This is a genomic window from Methylobacterium sp. GC_Met_3, from assembly GCF_026540775.1.
Taxonomy (GTDB): Bacteria; Pseudomonadota; Alphaproteobacteria; order Rhizobiales; family Beijerinckiaceae; genus Methylobacterium.
In genome coordinates this window covers 25,649-41,463 of record NZ_JALNUL010000016.1, presented here as the reverse complement: position 1 = coordinate 41,463, position 15,815 = coordinate 25,649, and the positions used below count along the sequence as shown (strand labels likewise).

Sequence of the window (15,815 nt, the reverse complement as noted above, 5' to 3'; positions counted from 1 at the left end):
CGATCCCGCCCCAGCTTCCACGAGTCCGTCGCCCATGTCCGCCACCGGCACGCCTGCCACCGGATCCGCACCCGCGGGATCCGGCGTCGCCGCGGTGGTGGTGGCGGCCGGTCGCGGCATCCGCATCGGCGGCGGCACGCCCAAGCAGTATCGTCGCGTCGGCGGTCAGGCGGTCCTCACGCGCACGCTGGCGGCGCTGGCCGCCCAGGACGCCATCGACCGGATCCAGCCGGTGATTGCCGCCGACGCGGCCGAATTTTTTCAGACGTGCCTGGAGGAGCTCGATGCCGGGCTCCGCGGCAAGATCGCCGAGCCGGTCGAGGGTGGCGCGACGCGCCAACTCTCGGTCCGGGCCGGTCTCGAAGCTCTGGCCGGCGCGGCGCCCGAGATCGTGCTGGTCCACGACGCCGCCCGCCCCTACGTCGACGCGCCGCTGATCGCCCGGGCGATCGCGGCCGGGCGCGACCATGGCGCGGCCGTGCCGGGCGTGCCGGTGACCGACACGGTCAAGCGGGTCGTCGACATCGCCCCGGGCATCGGCCGGGTGCACGAGACGCCGCCGCGCGAGCATCTGCGCGCCGTCCAGACCCCTCAGGCCTTCGTGTTCGGACCGCTGCTGAACGCCCATCGGGACGCCGCCGCGCAGGCCCTCGACGGCTTCACCGACGACGGCGCGCTCGCCGAATGGGCGGGCTTGCCGGTGGTGGTGTTTGCGGGCGACATCGCCAACCGCAAGATCACCCAGCCTGCCGACCTGATCGAGGCCGACCGCACCTTCGCGGCCGGTTCCGCCGAAACCCCCGCGCCGGGAGCCCGCACCATGACCAGCTACGTGACTCGTCTCGGCACCGGCTTCGACGTCCACGCCTTCACCACCGGCGACCATGTCTGGCTCGGCGGCGTGAAGATCCCGGCCGATCGCGGCGTGCTGGCCCATTCCGACGGTGACGTGGCGCTCCACGCACTGACCGATGCTCTGCTCGGTGCCATCGCGGACGGCGATATCGGCACCCACTTCCCGCCCTCCGAGGAGCGCTGGCGCGGCGCGTCGTCCGATCAGTTCCTGGCCCATGCCTGCGAGCTGGTCCGCGCCCGGGGCGGCCGGATCGACCACCTTGACATCACGGTGCTGGCGGAGGCACCGCGCATCGGCCAGCACCGCGAGGCGATCCGGGCGCGCATCGCCGAAATTGCCGGCGTGCCGCTCTCGGCGGTCTCCATCAAGGCGACGACGACCGAAAAACTCGGCTTCGTCGGCCGGGCCGAGGGGCTGGCCGCTCAGGCCGCCGCGACGGTGCGGCTGCCCGAGGAGGACGGCCCCAGCCTCGACGCGCAGGCCGAGACCGCGATGCGGCAGGGGTGAGGCTCAGCCGATCCGCAGCAGCAGCGCAACCGCCGCGATGGCAAGCGCCGCCATCGTGAGCAGGATGCCGCCACCCCGGCAGGCGAACTGGCGCGGGGAATTCGGGGCCGCGAACATCCCGATCGGGTGCAGGATCCGGCCGACCAGCAGGGCGATCAGCAGAGCCTGAACCAGCCCGTGGCCGCCGCCGCTCGCCTCCAGCAGGCCGATGACGATCAGCGCCAGCGGCACGTATTCGGCGAAGTTCGCGTGCGAACGGACGCGCTTGAGCATGGCCGCGTCACCGCCCTCGCCCAACAGGACGTTGTTGGACACGCGGCTTGCCATCACCCATCCTGAGAGGCCTAGATAGAAAAGGGCGAGCAGCCCGGCGTAGAAGGCCGTGGTCGCGGGGAAGGTCATCGGCATTGGATCTCCGGATCGTGCCGAGCTGTCCTTCGGATGGGACAGGCTTCGCGCCACACCCCGAGATAGGGCGCGGCCGCCCCATGGGAGCCTGTTGGCGATGATCGACGACACGGAACTCCTGGCCCGCGCCGAGGCGCTGGTGGCGGCCTACACGGCGGCGAAGCGCACCATCGCCACGGCTGAATCCTGCACGGGTGGCCTCGTGGCCGGCCTGCTCACCGCGGTGCCAGGCTCCTCGGCGGCAGTCGAGCGCGGGTTCGTCACCTACTCGAACGAGGCCAAGGCCGAAGCGATCGGTGTATCGATGGACCTGATCCGCCAGCACGGCGCCGTCAGCGAGCCGGCGGCGCGGGCGATGGCCGCCGGCGCGCTCGCGAACTCCCGGGCCGATGTCGCGGTGGCGATCACCGGAATCGCCGGCCCCGGCGGCGGCAGCGCGGAGAAGCCGGTCGGCCTCGTCCATTTCGGTCTCGCCGTGCGAGACGGCGGCGTGCGCCACCTCGAACGGCGCTACGGCGATCTCGGGCGCGCGGGCATCCGCCGGGCCGCCGTCGCCGATGCGCTCGGCCTTCTGGAGGACGCTCTTCGCGACTGAAGGAGGGACGCTTCATGGAGAGGGTGACCACCCGCCTCTGCATCGTCGGCGGCGGCCCTGCCGGGATGATGGCCGGCCTGCTCTTCGCCCGCGCCGGGATCGACACGGTCGTGCTGGAGAAACACGCGGATTTCCTGCGCGACTTCCGCGGGGACACGATCCACCCGTCCACCCTCGATCTGATGGACGAGCTGGGCTTCACCGACCGCTTCCGCGCCCTGCCCCAGCGGCGCGTCGAATATTTTTCCGGAGTGGTGGCCGGACGCAGCTAACGCGTGGCGGATTTCAGCCGGCTGCCGACCCGCAACCGTTTCCTGTCCTTCATGCCGCAATGGGATTTCTTGGACTTTCTGGCCGGCGAGGCGGGGCGTTACCCGTCCTTTCGCCTGATCCGCCGCACGGAGGCCCAGGAGCTGATCGAGGCGGATGGCCGAGTCGCGGGCGTGCGCGCCGAGGGCCCTGACGGCCCGGTCGAGATCCGATCCGATCTCGTGCTCTGCGCGGATGGCCGGCACTCGGGCATGCGGGACTGCGCCGGTTTCACGCCCCGGGCCTTCGGCGCGCCGATCGACGTACTGTGGTTCCGCCTGCCCCGCCGGGATGGCGATCCCGAGGCGGCGGCCGGGCGTTTCGGGCCGGGGCGCATCCTCATCACCCTCGACCGGGGCGATGCGTGGCAATGCGCCTACGTGGTGCCGAAGGGTGGCGATGCGGCACTGCGGGCGAAAGGACTGCCGGCCTTCCGGGCCACGGTGGCGGACATCGCGCCGTTCCTGGCCGACCGCACCGCCGAGATCGCCGACTGGGACGACGTCAAGCTCCTGACCGTCACGGTCGATCGGCTGGAACGCTGGCACCGGCCGGGGCTGCTCTGCATCGGCGACGCGGCCCACGCCATGTCGCCGGTGGGCGGGGTCGGGATCAACCTCGCGATCCAGGATGCGGTGGCGGCGGCCAATATGCTGGCCGAGCCGTTGCGCGCGGGGCCCGTCGCCGAGGCCGATCTCGCCCGGGTCCAAGCCCGGCGGATGTTTCCTGTCCGGGCCACGCAGGCGCTGCAGCGGGTGATCCAGTCGCGGGTGATCGCGGCCTCGCTCAAAGCCGATGCGCCGTTCCGGGCGCCGCTGGCGCTGCGGATCCTTGATGCCGTGCCGCCGCTGCAGATCCTGCCGGCGCGGATGATCGGGATGGGGGTGCGGCCAGAGCATGTGCGCGTGCCGGCGCGGGCCTGAGACCGTCTCGGCGAGCGGCCCTCACCCCGGTCATCCCACCCTGTCACCTCATCCTGAGGTGACCGCGAAGCGGGCCGCGAAGGGAGGGCTCCAGGGATCGCGCGGTTTCTGGAGGGCTCCTTCAGGGCCTCCGTTGTGCTCCGGCGCCTCAGGATGAGGGGGTTGGATTGGATACCCCGCGTTCGCAGACCGGCCCGTTGGAGTTCCGCTTCGCTGCGCTCGCGATGACGGCCGCTGCGCTCGCGATGACGGCCGCTACGCTCGCGATGACGGCCGCTACGCTCGCGCCCCGTACATCCGGTCGGCCCGCCCCTCGAACGCGTCGGTGAACTTGCGAAAGGCCCGGTCGAACATCGTGCCCATGAGCAGCCCCAGCGTGCGGCTCTTGAACTCGTAGGTGATGAAGAAGTCGATCGCGCAGCCGCCATTCGGCGCTTCCTTGAACAGCCAGCGGTTCTCCAAGTGCCGGAACGGGCCGTCGATATACTCGGCCACGATCTTGAGATTGGCCGGCTCAAGGCTGACCCGGGTGGTGAAGCGCTCGCGGATCGCCTTGTAGCCCACACCCATCTCGGCGATCAGCACCTGACCGCCCTCCGGCATGTCCTGCCGGCGGATCACCCGCAGGGACTCGCAGAGCGGCAGGAACTCGGGGTAGCGCTCCACGTCGGCGACGAGGTCGTACATCTGCTGCGGCGAATGCTTCACCGTGCGGGTGACCCGGAAGGACGGCATCGTGTTCGGGTTTCCTTCAGGCCGAGAGCGCGGGCGACACTTTCGCCAGACGCGCAGCCTGCATACGCGCGAAATCTTCACCCGCATGGTGCGACGAACGCGTCAGGGGCGTGGCCGAGACCAGCAGGAAGCCCTTGGCGTAGGCGGTGGTCTCGTAGGCTTTGAACTCGTCGGGGGGGACGAAGCGCACGACCTCGTGGTGCTTCTTCGACGGCTGCAGGTACTGGCCGATGGTCAGGAAATCGACGTCGGCCGAGCGCAGGTCGTCCATCAGCTGAAGCACCTCGTTCCGCTCCTCGCCGAGCCCGACCATGATGCCGGATTTGGTGAAGATCGACGGGTCAAGCTCCTTGACCCGCTGGAGCAGGCGGACCGAATGGAAGTAGCGGGCGCCGGGCCGCACCGTGAGGTACTTGGCCGGCACCGTCTCCAGGTTGTGGTTGAACACGTCGGGCTTAGCGGCGACCACCACTTCCAAAGCGCCGTCCTTGCGCAGGAAGTCGGGCGTCAGGATTTCCACGGTGGTTCCAGGACTCGCCCGGCGGATCGCCGCGATGGTCCGGGAAAAATGCTCGGCGCCGCCGTCCTTCAGATCATCGCGGTCGACCGAGGTGATCACCACGTGGTGCAGGCCGAGCTTGGCGACCGAATCGGCAATTTTCTCGGGTTCGTGCTGATCCAGGGCATCGGGCAGGCCGGTGCGCACGTTGCAGAAGGCGCAGGCCCGCGTGCAGGTGTCGCCCATGATCATGAAGGTGGCGTGCCGCTTCTCCCAGCATTCGCCGATATTCGGGCAGCCCGCCTCCTCGCAGACCGTGACGAGCCCGTGCTCGCGGACGATCTTCTGCGTCTCGGTCCAGGCCTTCGAGCCCGGCGCCTTCACGCGGATCCAGTCCGGCTTCTTGGCCTGGACGGGCTGATCGGGCCGGTGCGCCTTCTCGGGATGGCGGACCGGCCGCGGATCATTCTTCAGGATGTCGAGGACGACGGCCATGGGTCGGGGGCTGCCACACCGCGTGGAGGCGCCCAAAGGCGCGGTCGGGATCGCCCTGACTTAAGCCCCAAGGCCCCGCGCCGCAAACCGCCGCGACGCAGGGACGCCCCGCGGCGGTTGAGGGTATGGCGGTTCCGTCAGATCCCGAGGGTGCGCACGAACAGCCCAGCCAGCGCCGCGCCGATGACCGGACCGCCCACCGGAATCAGAGCGTAGCTCCAGTCCGAAGTTCCCTTCCCGGCGATCGGCAGCACCGCGTGGGCGATGCGCGGGCCGAGGTCGCGGGCGGGGTTGATGGCGTAGCCGGTGGTCCCACCGAGCGACAGGCCGATGCCCCAGACCAGCATGCCGACCATGTAGGGCGCCACGCCCCTCGGGATCGCCCCGGTGGCGCCCAGGGTGTTGGTCACGAGGGCCGAGATGGTCAGGATCAGGAAGAAGGTGGCGATGATTTCGGAGATCCAGTTGGACTTCGCATCGCGGATCGCCGGGCCTGTGCAGAAGCAGGCCAGCTTGAGATCCTGCTCCGGCGTCGCCGCCCAATGCGGGAGGTAGTGGATCCACACGATCACGGCGCCCACGAAGGCGCCGAGCATCTGGGCCGGGATGTAGATTGCGAGCTTGCTGAAATCCCCGGACGTGACCGCGCCCGCCACCGTTACGGCGGGATTGAGATGCGCGTCGGGGCTGCCGGTAGCGTTCGCGACGAAGATGCCGGCGAGCACCGCAAACGCCCATCCGGCCGTGATGGCGATCCAGCCCGCATTCTCGCCCTTCGATTTCTTGAGCAAGGCGCCGGCCACGATCCCGTCACCCAGCACGATCAGCGTCATCGTGCCGAGAAATTCACCCTGGAATGGCGAAGTCATCGTGTTGTCTCCCCCGTTTGTTGGTGCTTTTTGAAGTTTTGGCCTGGCGCAAACGCGCTCTCCTCCCCCCTTTCGGTGAGGAGTTTGGGGATCGGAGATCCCGCTTGGGGGTCGTGCAGGATCGAGCGGCGCGGTGCCTTCTGAACCACCCCCACCCCTGGTCCCTCCCCGCAACGGGGAGGGAAAAGCGTCCTCAATCCGCGTCGGTCTTCCAATCGAACGACCGCTGCACCGCCCGGCCCCAGGCGGCGGCGATCTTTTCGCGTTGGCCGGCATCCATCTTCGGCGTCCAGCGCTTGTCGACGCCCCAGTTGCGCTTGAGGTCGTCGAGCCCCTTCCAGTAGCCGACCGCCAGACCCGCCGCGTAGGCGGCACCGAGCGCCGTTGTCTCGGCCACCTTCGGGCGCACCACCGGCACGTCGAGCATGTCGGCCTGGAACTGCATCAGCGTGTTGTTGGCGACCATGCCGCCATCGGCTCGCAACTCCTTGACGGGGATGCCGGAATCCTTGGCCATCGCGTCCAGAACCTCGTGGGTCTGGAAGGCGGTCGCCTCCAGGACCGAGCGGGCAATGTGGCCGCGGTTAACGTAGCGGGTCAGGCCGATGATCAGCCCGCGGGCGCCCTCGTTCCAGTGCGGCGCGTAGAGGCCCGAGAAGGCCGGCACGAAGTAGACGCCGCCATTGTCCTCGACCGTGGTGGCGAGCGTCTCGACCTCGGCGGAATCCTTGATCATGTGCAGGTTGTCGCGCAGCCACTGTACCAGCGCGCCCGTGATGGCGATCGAGCCTTCGAGCGCGTAGGCCGGCTTCTGGCCGTCGAGGCGATAGGCCAGCGTTGTGACGAGGCCGGCCTTCGACGGGACAGGCTCGGTGCCGGTGTTCATCAGCGCGAAGCAGCCGGTGCCGTAGGTGTTCTTGGCCTCGCCCGGGCTGAAGCAGGTCTGGCCGAACAGGGCCGCCTGCTGGTCGCCGAGGATGCCGGCGATCGGCACGCCCGCGAACGGCGCCTTGGTCTCGCCGTAGACCTCGCTCGACGAGACGATTTTCGGCAGCATCGCCCTTGGGATGCCGAAGGTTTTCAGCATGCCCTCGTCCCATTCGAGGGTCTTGAGCGACATCAATTGCGTGCGGCTGGCATTGGTCACGTCGGTGACGTGGAGGCCGCCCTCCGTGCCGCCGGTGAGGTTCCAGACGAGCCACGTGTCGATGTTGCCGAACAGGACGTCGCCCGCCTCGGCCTTCTCGCGCGCGCCGGGCACATGGTTGAGGAGCCAGCGGAGCTTGAGACCCGAAAAGTAGCTTGCCAGCGGCAGGCCGGTCAGGTCGCGGAACCGGTCGCGGCCGCCGTCGCGGGCGAATTCGGCCACGAGGCGGTCGTTGCGGGTATCCTGCCAGACCAGGGCGTTGTGCAGCGGCTTGCCGGTGGTCCGGTCCCAGATGACCGTGGTCTCGCGCTGGTTGGTGATGCCGATCGCCGCGAGGTCGGAGGGCTGGAGGCCACCCTTCTCCAAAGCCTCGCGCATCACGGCCTGCGTTTTCGTCCAGATCTCGGTGGCGTCGTGCTCGACATGGCCGGGGGCCGGGTAGATCTGTGCGTGCTCGGCCTGGGCCAGCGCGATCACGCTGCCCTCCCGGTCGAACACGATGAAGCGGCTGCTGGTGGTGCCCTGGTCGATGGCCCCGACGTAACGGCTCATCGTTCCCTCCCCTGTTATGCCCGACCGGTCTGCGCCGGAGCGGGTCCGAAATCGTCAGGCCGCCGCGGCCCTGCGGTCGAGGTAGGCGGCAAGCCGCGCCGCACTGTCCGGGCTCGTGCGCAGGCCGAGCTTCGAGCGCCGCCAGAGGATATCCTCGGCGGTGACCGCCCATTCCTCGCCGCGCAGGTAATCGACTTCCGCCGCCGTCAGCCCGCCATCGAAGGTCTCGCCGAGATCCGCCACGGAGCGGGCAGTCCCGACGATGTCGCGGGCCCGCGTGCCATAGGCCCGGGCGAGGCGCCGGGCGGTCTCCTCCGGCAGGAACGGTTTTTCCGCTCGGAACTTCGCCAAAAACTGGTCGAAGTCCGAATCCTTCATCGCGCCACCCGGCAGGACGGCGTCCCCGGTCCAGGCCTTCTTGAGATGCGGGAAGTACGGCTTCAGCTTCTCCAGCGCGTGTTCGGCGAGCCGCCGGTAGGTCGTGATCTTGCCGCCGAACACCGACAGCACGGCGGCCTTCCCACCCTGGTCCTCGACGTCGAGGACGTAGTCGCGGGTCACCGCGGAGGCGTTCTCGGCGGCGTCGTCGTAGAGCGGGCGCACGCCCGAATAGCTCCAGACCACGTCGGCCGGAGAGATCTTGGTGTCGAACGAGCGGTTGATGCAGCCGCACAGGTAGTCGGTCTCCTCCGAGGAAATCGAGACTGGGCCGGGCTCGCCATCATAGGGCACGTCGGTGGTGCCGATCAGCGTGAAGTCGCGCTCGTAGGGGATCGCGAAGATGATGCGCTTGTCGGGCTGCTGCAGGATGTAGGCCTGATCGCCGTCGAACAGGCGCTTCACCACGATGTGGCTGCCCTTGATCAGCCGCACCGCCGCCCGGCTGTTGATGCCGAGCGTGCCGCCGAGCGTCGCGCTGACCCAGGGGCCGGCAGCGTTGACAACGGCCCTGGCGCGGATCGTCCGCTCGGCCCCGCCGCGCTCCTCGCGCAGCGTGGCGACCCAGCCCTCACCCTCGCGCCTTGCCGAGACGACACCGGTGCGGGTCAATACCGTGGCGCCGCGCTCGCGGGCATCCATGGCGTTGAGCACGACGAGGCGGCTGTCCTCGACCCAGCAGTCGGAATACACGAAGCCGCGCGTCAGGCGCTTCTGTAGCGGCGCGCCGTAGGCGGAGCTGCGCAGATCGACTCCGTGGGAGCCCGGCAGGGTCCGCAGCCGCGCGAGATGGTCGTAGAGGAACAGGCCGAGCCGCAGCATCCAGGCCGGGCGCAGGCCCTCGTCGTGGGGCAGCACGAAGCGCAGCGGCCAGATCACGTGGGGGGCGAGCCGCAGCAGCCGTTCGCGCTCGGCCAAAGCCTCCCGAACGAGGCGGAATTCGTAATATTCGAGGTAGCGCAGGCCGCCATGGATCAGCTTCGTCGAGGACGAGGAGGTGAACCCGGCCAGATCTCCGCGCTCGGCCAGCAGCACCGACAGGCCGCGACCGGCCGCGTCCCGGGCGATGCCGGTGCCGTTGATGCCGCCGCCGACGACCAGAAGATCGTAGGCGTCGGACGGCTCGCGCTGGCGCGTTGCTGCCGCCATGGTTCCTCCTGCCCCGCCCTGATGGCGAGTTGGAGATATATTGACGCAGCCGAACGCTTTCGCAAGCGAAAAATTCGATGTTCGTTACGGTTCGTCTGTCCCTTCGGCGACCGCAAGGGTCACGCCGTGACGCTCCAGCAACGCGACGGTGTCAGGCGGCGGCGGCTGATCGGTGAAGAAGGTGTCGATCTGGTCGAGGCGCCCGACCTGGACCATCGGCCGCCGGGTGAATTTGGTGTGGTCTGCCACGAGGAAGGTTTTCCGCGCGTGCGCGAGGATGGTCTGCGTCGCCCGTACCTCCTCGTAATCGTAATCGAGGAGCGCGCCGTCGGCGTCGATGCCGCTGATGCCGATGACCGCCACGTCGACCCGGAACTGGCTGAGGGTGTCGCAGGTGAGTTGGCCGAGCACCGCGCCGTCCCGGTTGCGCACGGTGCCGCCGGCCACGACGATGCGGAACTCCGTCGCCTCCCCCAGGGAGAGCGCGACGTGGAGATTGTTGGTGATGATGCTCAGATCGTCGTGCCGGATTAATTCCTTAGCGACCGCTTCGGGCGTCGTGCCGATATTGATGAAGACCGAGCAGTGCGATGGGATCCGGCTCGCCGCGAGCCGGCCGATCCGGGTTTTCTCCGGCAGCAGGGTCACCCTGCGGTCGGCGTAGTCGATGTTCTCGACGCTCGACGGCAATCCGCCGCCGCCGCGGTAGCGCTCGAGCCGGCCCTCGGCGCTCAGCTCATTGAGATCGCGGCGGATCGTCTGAACGGTGACGCCGAACTGCGCCGCCAGGGCCTCAATGGTTACGAAGCCCCGCTGGCGCACCGCCGCCACGATGGCGCTGCGCCGTCCCTCGACGCCGGTCGCCTCGATCCTGTCCTCGGACCTCCGGTCGAGCGGTCGTGTCATCGTTCCTCCCGTGTCGTTCCGCCCGGCCCGCGGCGTGCACCTGGTCTCAGGCGATGTTCGGTTCCGAACATTTTTGTGGTGATGCTTGTATTCGCCCGAGCGTGAACCGCCTGTGTCGATCCGGCAAGGCCCAGAGCGGACCAACAAGAACGCCACCTGCGGAGACGGACGGCTGAAGTATGGTTCCGATCACTGCACCCAGGTGGAGGTGCGGATACGAAAAAGGCCTGCCGCAGGTGCGGCAGGCCTGATCGAGCGGGCTCGGCCGCCCCGTGGCGGCGAGCGCCGCGACCTCACATGTGGTGGCGCATCCGGCGGTGATGCCGCATCCGCTTGTGCTTCATCATGCGCTTGCGCATCATCGGCCGCTCGGCTGCCGGAGCGGCGCCCCGCTCCATCGCCGCAGCCTCGCCGGCCCGCTCCATGCCGCCGCGCGGGCCACCGGCCTGCGAGCCCGAATTGTTGTAGGGCGCGTTGCCCTGCGCGTAGGCGGAGCCCGCGAGGAGCGTCAGCGACGCGGCGGCCAACAGAAGTTTCCTCATCATCAATCCCTGGCATAGTCCGACGCAGGCGAGGCGCCGACCATCATAGATGCGGCACTGCTGCGTCGGAAAATAAGCGGCTGAGCCAAGACTTGGTTCCCGTCGCCGCTCCGCGCCCGCGGCGTGATTGCCGGGATCATGAACACAGCCTATTGCGCCCTTCGTGTCGTCCGGGATCCGACGGACGATCAGGGGGGAGCGGACGACCTTGGCCAGCAACGGAACGGCCTATCTCCTCCTCGATGTCGCCGGAACGCCCTGCGCCTTGCCGCGCGACGCGGTCTCCGAGGTGCTGCCGCTGCCGGATCTCCACGCCCCGCCCGCGGCCGGAGGCTGGCTGACGGGCTTCCTCAATCTTGGTGGCGCGCCGGTGCCCGTGATCGACCTCGCGTCCCTTCTCGGCCTGCGTCCGGCGGGGGCGCCGGCCGGCCTCTACGCGCATCTCGTCCTCGTCCGGGATGAGGCCGTCGCGTATTGTGTGGATCGGGCCGCCGATCTCGTCACCGTACCCGACTTCGCGATCCGCCCGGCCGGCGAGGACGGGACGCTCAACGGCTGCGTGGCGGCCGAACTCGTTCTCGGCGAGCGCCTCGTCCACGCGCTGGCGCCGACGCGCCTCCTGACCGCGCAGGAGCGTGCCCGGGTCGCTGCGCTCGCCCGGGCCGCCGCCGAGCGCCTCGCTGCCCTGCCCGTTTCCGCCTGACCCGCGATGTCCCGTCCGGGCCCGCCCTGCCCCGATCCGGGGGCCGATCCCGCCTACGCGGCGCTGAAGGCGCGGATCATCGCGCGCACCGGCCACCACTACTACGTCGACAAGGACGATCTCCTGATCGAGCGTCTGCGGCGGCGCTTCCGCGAGGTGGGGGCGGCCGACTGCGCGGCCTACGCCGCCCTCCTGTCGGAGGGCGCGCAGGGCGAGGCCGAATGGGCGCGCCTCGAGGCCGAGATCACCGTCGGCGAGACGTTCTTCTTCCGCTACGCCGAGCAGTTCCAGGCGCTGCGCGAGCGGATCCTGCCGGCGTTGATCGCAGCCCGCGCATCGGAGCGGACGCTGCGGATCTGGAGTGCGGGCTGCTCGACCGGGGCCGAGCCCTATTCCCTGTCGATCCTCGTGCAGGAGTTGCTGGGCGACGCTCTGCCGAATTGGCGGGTCTCGATCCTCGCAACCGATATCAGCGCCGAGGCGCTCGCCACCGCCCGCGCCGCCGAATACGGCCGCTGGGCCCTGCGCACGATGCCGCCGGCGGAGCGGCTGCGGTACTTCACCCGCCTGCCCCCGGCGCCCGGGATTCGGCGTGAGGGCGGCTATGCCCTGCGGCCGGAATTCCGGGGTCTGGTGCGGTTCGAGCGCGGCAACCTGCTCACCCTTGCCGATCCGCAGGCGCGGGACGGCGAGCGGTTCGACCTGATCCTCTGCCGGAACGTGCTGATCTATTTCGACGCCCGGACGGTCTCCGCGGTGGTGCGCGGCCTCGGCCGCAGGCTGCGGCCGGACGGCTGGCTGCTCCTCGGCCACGCCGAGCCGAGCCCCGCCTTCGCGGGATTCCTCGATGCGGTCAGCCTGCCTGGGACGGTGGCCTATCGCACCCTGTCCGATGCGCCAGCATTGCCGCCCGTCGTGCTCGCTGAACCGGAGCTCCCGTCGATCGCGCCACCGGTGGTTCGTGGCGGCGCGCTCGCGGATGCCACGCTTACGGACGCCCCGGGGCTGCCCGCCGTATCTGCCGACGAGGCGATGCCGCGCGCCGTCATATCGGCCGGCGCTGCGCAGCGCGCACAGGCTCTCTTACTTCACGACGTGTCTGATCAGGGCGTGTCCGAGCGTGATCGCATCCGCGTCCTCGCGGATGCCGGGGATACCGGGTCGGCATGGCGGGCGCTGCGCATCGCCCTCGACCGCGATCCGACCGATCCGGCCCTGCGCTTCTACGAGGGCCTCCTCGCCCGGGCGCTGGGCCGCGACGCGGAGGCCGAGCGGGCGCTGCGGGCGGCCCTCTATCTCGACCGGAGCTTCGTGATGGCCCACTACCATCTCGGCCTGTTGCTGATCGCCCTGGATCGCCCCGGCGAGGCGGCCCGCGCCCTCGACAACGCCATCGCGCTGAGCCAAGCCCTCGCCGAAGCCCGGGGATCCGACACGGTGCTGCCCGAGGGCGACGGCGTGTCCGCCGGGGACGTCGCTGTAGGGGCAGCCGCGGCCCGCGCGGCGCTCGGCCGCGGCAGCAGGAGTTCCTGATCGTGCGGAGTCATGAAGTGCCGTCAGATCGCGCTGATGGATGGCTGCGCGTCCCCCTCCCCCCTCTGCGGGGGAGGATGGGCCCTGCGTCAGCAGGGGTCGGGAGAGGGGAAGCCCGGCTTCAGAAAAGGGCGCAGCCTTCATGCAGGGCAGACCTCCATCCTGCACCGTCGCTCCCCCCTTGCGGGACTTCGTCCCGACCCTCCCCCCTCCGGGGGCCACCCTCCCCCGCAGAGGGGGGAGGGAAATGCGCGGCGGCCTTCGGTCCCGACTATCCTGAAGCCGCGCGTCTCGGCCTGCGACGCCCGACCATCGTGGCGCCCTAATGGAACCGAGCGCGACCAGACAGGATCCAGGCGCGGCCTCGCGTCTCCGATCGGAGGACGAACTCCGAGCCGAACGAACCGCAGCGCTGGCCCGGCGCGGTATCAGCGCTTCGAATACCGATGCCGGCCTCGACCACCTCGTCTGCTCCTGCGGGAGCGAGCGCTACGGCCTGCCGCTGAAAGCCGTCGCGCAGGTCCTGCCGATGCGTCCGCTCACGCCCATGCCGGGGGCGGTGCCGTCGCTCATCGGCCTCATCGCCCTTTCGGGGCGGATCGTCGGCGTCCTCGGCCTCGCCCGGGCGCTCGGTCGGCCGGAACCCGCGGGCGAGCCCGGTCATGTCGTGGTGCTGCGCGGAACCCCGGCCCATCAGCCCCTCGCCCTGGCGGTCGATCGGGTGCTGGAGATCGCCCCCGCGGCGGCGGCGGCGACGAATCCCGGCGGGTTGGGCAACGAGGTCGCTTCAGGCTATGCCCCCGGCGTGGCAGGTGCCGACCGACCGGACTTCGTCATCATCGATCTTCCTCGCCTCCTGCGTCGCGCCCTGCCCTGACGGGCTCGCGAAGCAGGTTCCGTAGACACAGCCGCTGGTTTTCTCGAGACCTGCGCCCCACCACGCCCCCAACCGGAGCCAGCCCGACCGTGAATCTCTCGATCGGTAGACGCATCCTCCTCGGCTTCTTCGCCGTCACGGTCGTGATCGTGGCGCTCGGGCTCTACGCTCTGGAGCAGATCGGTGCGGTGCGCGACACGACCGACGCGATCGTCCGGCGCGATATGACGGTGCTGCGCCAGATCGACGACCTCGGCAATGAGGCCCGCGATCTCGGCCTGCTGCGCCGGACCGCCGTGATCGCGATGCTGACGTCGACGCAAGGCCGCCAGGTGCGCACGGACGACACCGTGGCGGCCTGGCGCCAGACCGCCACCCAGATCGAGAACCGGCTCGCCACCACGATCCAGCTCTCCACCGAGTACCGGGCCTACTCGGCCTCCACCGAGCGTGTGGCGGCGTGGGACCGGATCGCCGCGGCGGCGGCCGATGTCCAGCGCACCTTCCGTGAGGTCAAGAGCCTCGGGGAAGCGCAATTCGCGGCGATCGCCAAGCAGGATGTCGCCGGCGTCGAGGCTCGCAACGACGAGATCGCCCGCCTCCAGACGCCCTTTCTGGAGGGGATCAGGAACCTCAGGACCCTGCTCGACGGTGGCATGGCGCTGGGCCAGCGTGCCGCCCAGGAGGTCTACGACCGCTCCCGCCTCTCGATCTACCTGACGCTCGCCGCCGCGATCGTGCTGGCGATCCTGGTCACGTGGATGATCAGCCGCGCGGTGGTGCGCCCGCTCGAGACCGTCATGGCCTTCGTGGAACGGGTCGGCGGCGGGGACCTGTCGGGCCAGCTGCCGATGACCGGCCGCGACGAGATCGGGCGGCTCGCCACCACGCTCAACGCCATGGTGGCCGGCCTCTCGGACCTCGCCAAGACCAACCGGGCCGCCACCGCCGACCTGAACGCCGCCGCGGCCGAGATCCGCGCCTCGGCCCAGGAGCAGGCGGCCTCCGTTGAGCAGCAATTTGCCGCCGTGCAGGAGACTGCCGCCACGGTCGACGAGATCACGCATTCGGGCGCCCAGATCAGCAAGCGCGCCACCGAGGTGATCGCCACCGCGCAGGCCACCGCCCAGACCTCCCGGCAGGGCCTGCGCGCCGTCTCCGACACCGCCAAGGCCATGGATGCGATCCGTGAGCAGGCCGAGGCGGTGGCCGGCAACATCGTCAGCCTGTCCGAGAAGACCCAGACGATCGGCGACATCATCGAGACGGTCAACGACATCTCGGAGCGCACGCATCTCCTCGCCCTCAACGCCGCGATCGAGGCGGCCGCGGCCGGCGAGAGCGGGCGCAGCTTCGCGGTGGTCGCCTCGGAGATGAAGCTGCTGGCTGATCAGGCCAAGGCGGCGACCGGTCAGGTGCGCGGGATCCTGGGCGAGATCCAGCGGGGCATCAACACCTCGGTGATGCTCACCGAGGAGGCGGTCAAGCGCGCCGCCGCCGGCAAGACCCGCTCGGACACGACGCAGCGGACCATCGAGGAGATCACCGCCCGGGTGGAGGAGAACGTCCAGACCTTCCAGCAGATCGTCGCCTCGACGAACCAGCAGCAGCTTGGGATCGAGCAGGTGATGGGTGCGCTCCAGAACATCCGGCAGGCGAGCCAGCAGACCGCGGCCGGCACGAGGCAGGTCGAGTCCGCCTCGGCCAACCTCACGGAGCTGGCCCAGGCGCTGATGGCCCTCGCCGAACGCTACCGGCACTGAGGCCGGCCG

General features: G+C 69.8%; 14 protein-coding genes and 1 pseudogene. 7 read left to right on the top strand and 8 right to left on the bottom strand.

The features are described from left to right. Positions 1 to 34: 34 nt before the first annotated feature. Entirely contained in the window at positions 35 to 1,363 is a 1,329-nt protein-coding gene (locus OXS27_RS18675; RefSeq protein ID WP_267358214.1) for a bifunctional 2-C-methyl-D-erythritol 4-phosphate cytidylyltransferase/2-C-methyl-D-erythritol 2,4-cyclodiphosphate synthase, read from the top strand. A 3-nt stretch (positions 1,364 to 1,366) separates the two neighbouring features. On the opposite strand, the gene OXS27_RS18670 is transcribed toward OXS27_RS18675, so the two are convergent. Next, positions 1,367 to 1,765: an MAPEG family protein gene (locus OXS27_RS18670; RefSeq protein ID WP_267358213.1), complete on the bottom strand. Its 399-nt coding sequence runs from the start codon at positions 1,763 to 1,765 to the stop codon at positions 1,367 to 1,369. A 103-nt stretch (positions 1,766 to 1,868) separates the two neighbouring features. Between OXS27_RS18670 and OXS27_RS18665 the strand changes: the two genes are divergently transcribed. Both OXS27_RS18665 and OXS27_RS18660 read left to right on the top strand, forming a co-directional pair. Continuing rightward, entirely contained in the window at positions 1,869 to 2,366 is a 498-nt protein-coding gene (locus tag OXS27_RS18665; RefSeq protein ID WP_267358212.1) for a CinA family protein, read from the top strand. A gap of 14 nt (positions 2,367 to 2,380) precedes the next feature. Beyond that, positions 2,381 to 3,598 (top strand): annotated as a pseudogene (locus tag OXS27_RS18660) (FAD-dependent oxidoreductase). A 276-nt stretch (positions 3,599 to 3,874) separates the two neighbouring features. Here the strand turns inward: OXS27_RS18660 and OXS27_RS18655 are convergent. The 7 genes from OXS27_RS18655 to OXS27_RS18625 all read right to left on the bottom strand — a co-directional run bounded on the left by OXS27_RS18655 (position 3,875) and on the right by OXS27_RS18625 (position 10,930). Beyond that, a complete protein-coding gene (locus tag OXS27_RS18655; protein ID WP_243918617.1) occupies positions 3,875 to 4,333 on the bottom strand; it encodes a type II toxin-antitoxin system RatA family toxin in 459 nt (152 codons plus the stop codon). 16 nt (positions 4,334 to 4,349) lie between these two features. Continuing rightward, a complete protein-coding gene (gene lipA / locus OXS27_RS18650; RefSeq protein WP_267358211.1) occupies positions 4,350 to 5,327 on the bottom strand; it encodes a lipoyl synthase in 978 nt (325 codons plus the stop codon). A gap of 137 nt (positions 5,328 to 5,464) precedes the next feature. After that, entirely contained in the window at positions 5,465 to 6,196 is a 732-nt protein-coding gene (locus OXS27_RS18645) for an MIP/aquaporin family protein (protein WP_243918621.1), read from the bottom strand. 193 nt (positions 6,197 to 6,389) lie between these two features. Continuing rightward, complete coding sequence (glpK, locus tag OXS27_RS18640; RefSeq protein ID WP_267358210.1) at positions 6,390 to 7,895, bottom strand: glycerol kinase GlpK; 1,506 nt, start codon at positions 7,893 to 7,895, stop codon at positions 6,390 to 6,392. 54 nt (positions 7,896 to 7,949) lie between these two features. Then, a complete protein-coding gene (gene glpD / locus OXS27_RS18635) occupies positions 7,950 to 9,482 on the bottom strand; it encodes a glycerol-3-phosphate dehydrogenase (RefSeq protein WP_267358209.1) in 1,533 nt (510 codons plus the stop codon). An 84-nt stretch (positions 9,483 to 9,566) separates the two neighbouring features. Further along, positions 9,567 to 10,388 carry a DeoR family transcriptional regulator gene (locus tag OXS27_RS18630; RefSeq protein WP_267358208.1) on the bottom strand — a complete coding sequence of 274 codons (822 nt, stop codon included), beginning with the start codon at positions 10,386 to 10,388 and terminating at the stop codon, positions 9,567 to 9,569. A gap of 293 nt (positions 10,389 to 10,681) precedes the next feature. Then, positions 10,682 to 10,930, bottom strand: coding sequence for a hypothetical protein (locus OXS27_RS18625; RefSeq protein ID WP_243918650.1), 249 nt, complete (start codon positions 10,928 to 10,930; stop codon positions 10,682 to 10,684). Between the two features lie 208 nt (positions 10,931 to 11,138). On the opposite strand from OXS27_RS18625, the gene OXS27_RS18620 reads away from it, so the two are divergent. From OXS27_RS18620 to OXS27_RS18605, 4 genes are all read left to right on the top strand, one after another. After that, complete coding sequence (locus OXS27_RS18620) at positions 11,139 to 11,633, top strand: chemotaxis protein CheW (RefSeq protein WP_243918630.1); 495 nt, start codon at positions 11,139 to 11,141, stop codon at positions 11,631 to 11,633. Positions 11,634 to 11,639: 6 nt separating this feature from the next. Further along, entirely contained in the window at positions 11,640 to 13,166 is a 1,527-nt protein-coding gene (locus OXS27_RS18615) for a protein-glutamate O-methyltransferase CheR (protein WP_267358204.1), read from the top strand. A 325-nt stretch (positions 13,167 to 13,491) separates the two neighbouring features. Next, positions 13,492 to 14,043, top strand: coding sequence for a chemotaxis protein CheW (locus OXS27_RS18610; RefSeq protein WP_267358202.1), 552 nt, complete (start codon positions 13,492 to 13,494; stop codon positions 14,041 to 14,043). Between the two features lie 89 nt (positions 14,044 to 14,132). Beyond that, positions 14,133 to 15,806: a methyl-accepting chemotaxis protein gene (locus OXS27_RS18605; protein WP_267358200.1), complete on the top strand. Its 1,674-nt coding sequence runs from the start codon at positions 14,133 to 14,135 to the stop codon at positions 15,804 to 15,806. Positions 15,807 to 15,815 lie beyond the last annotated feature (9 nt).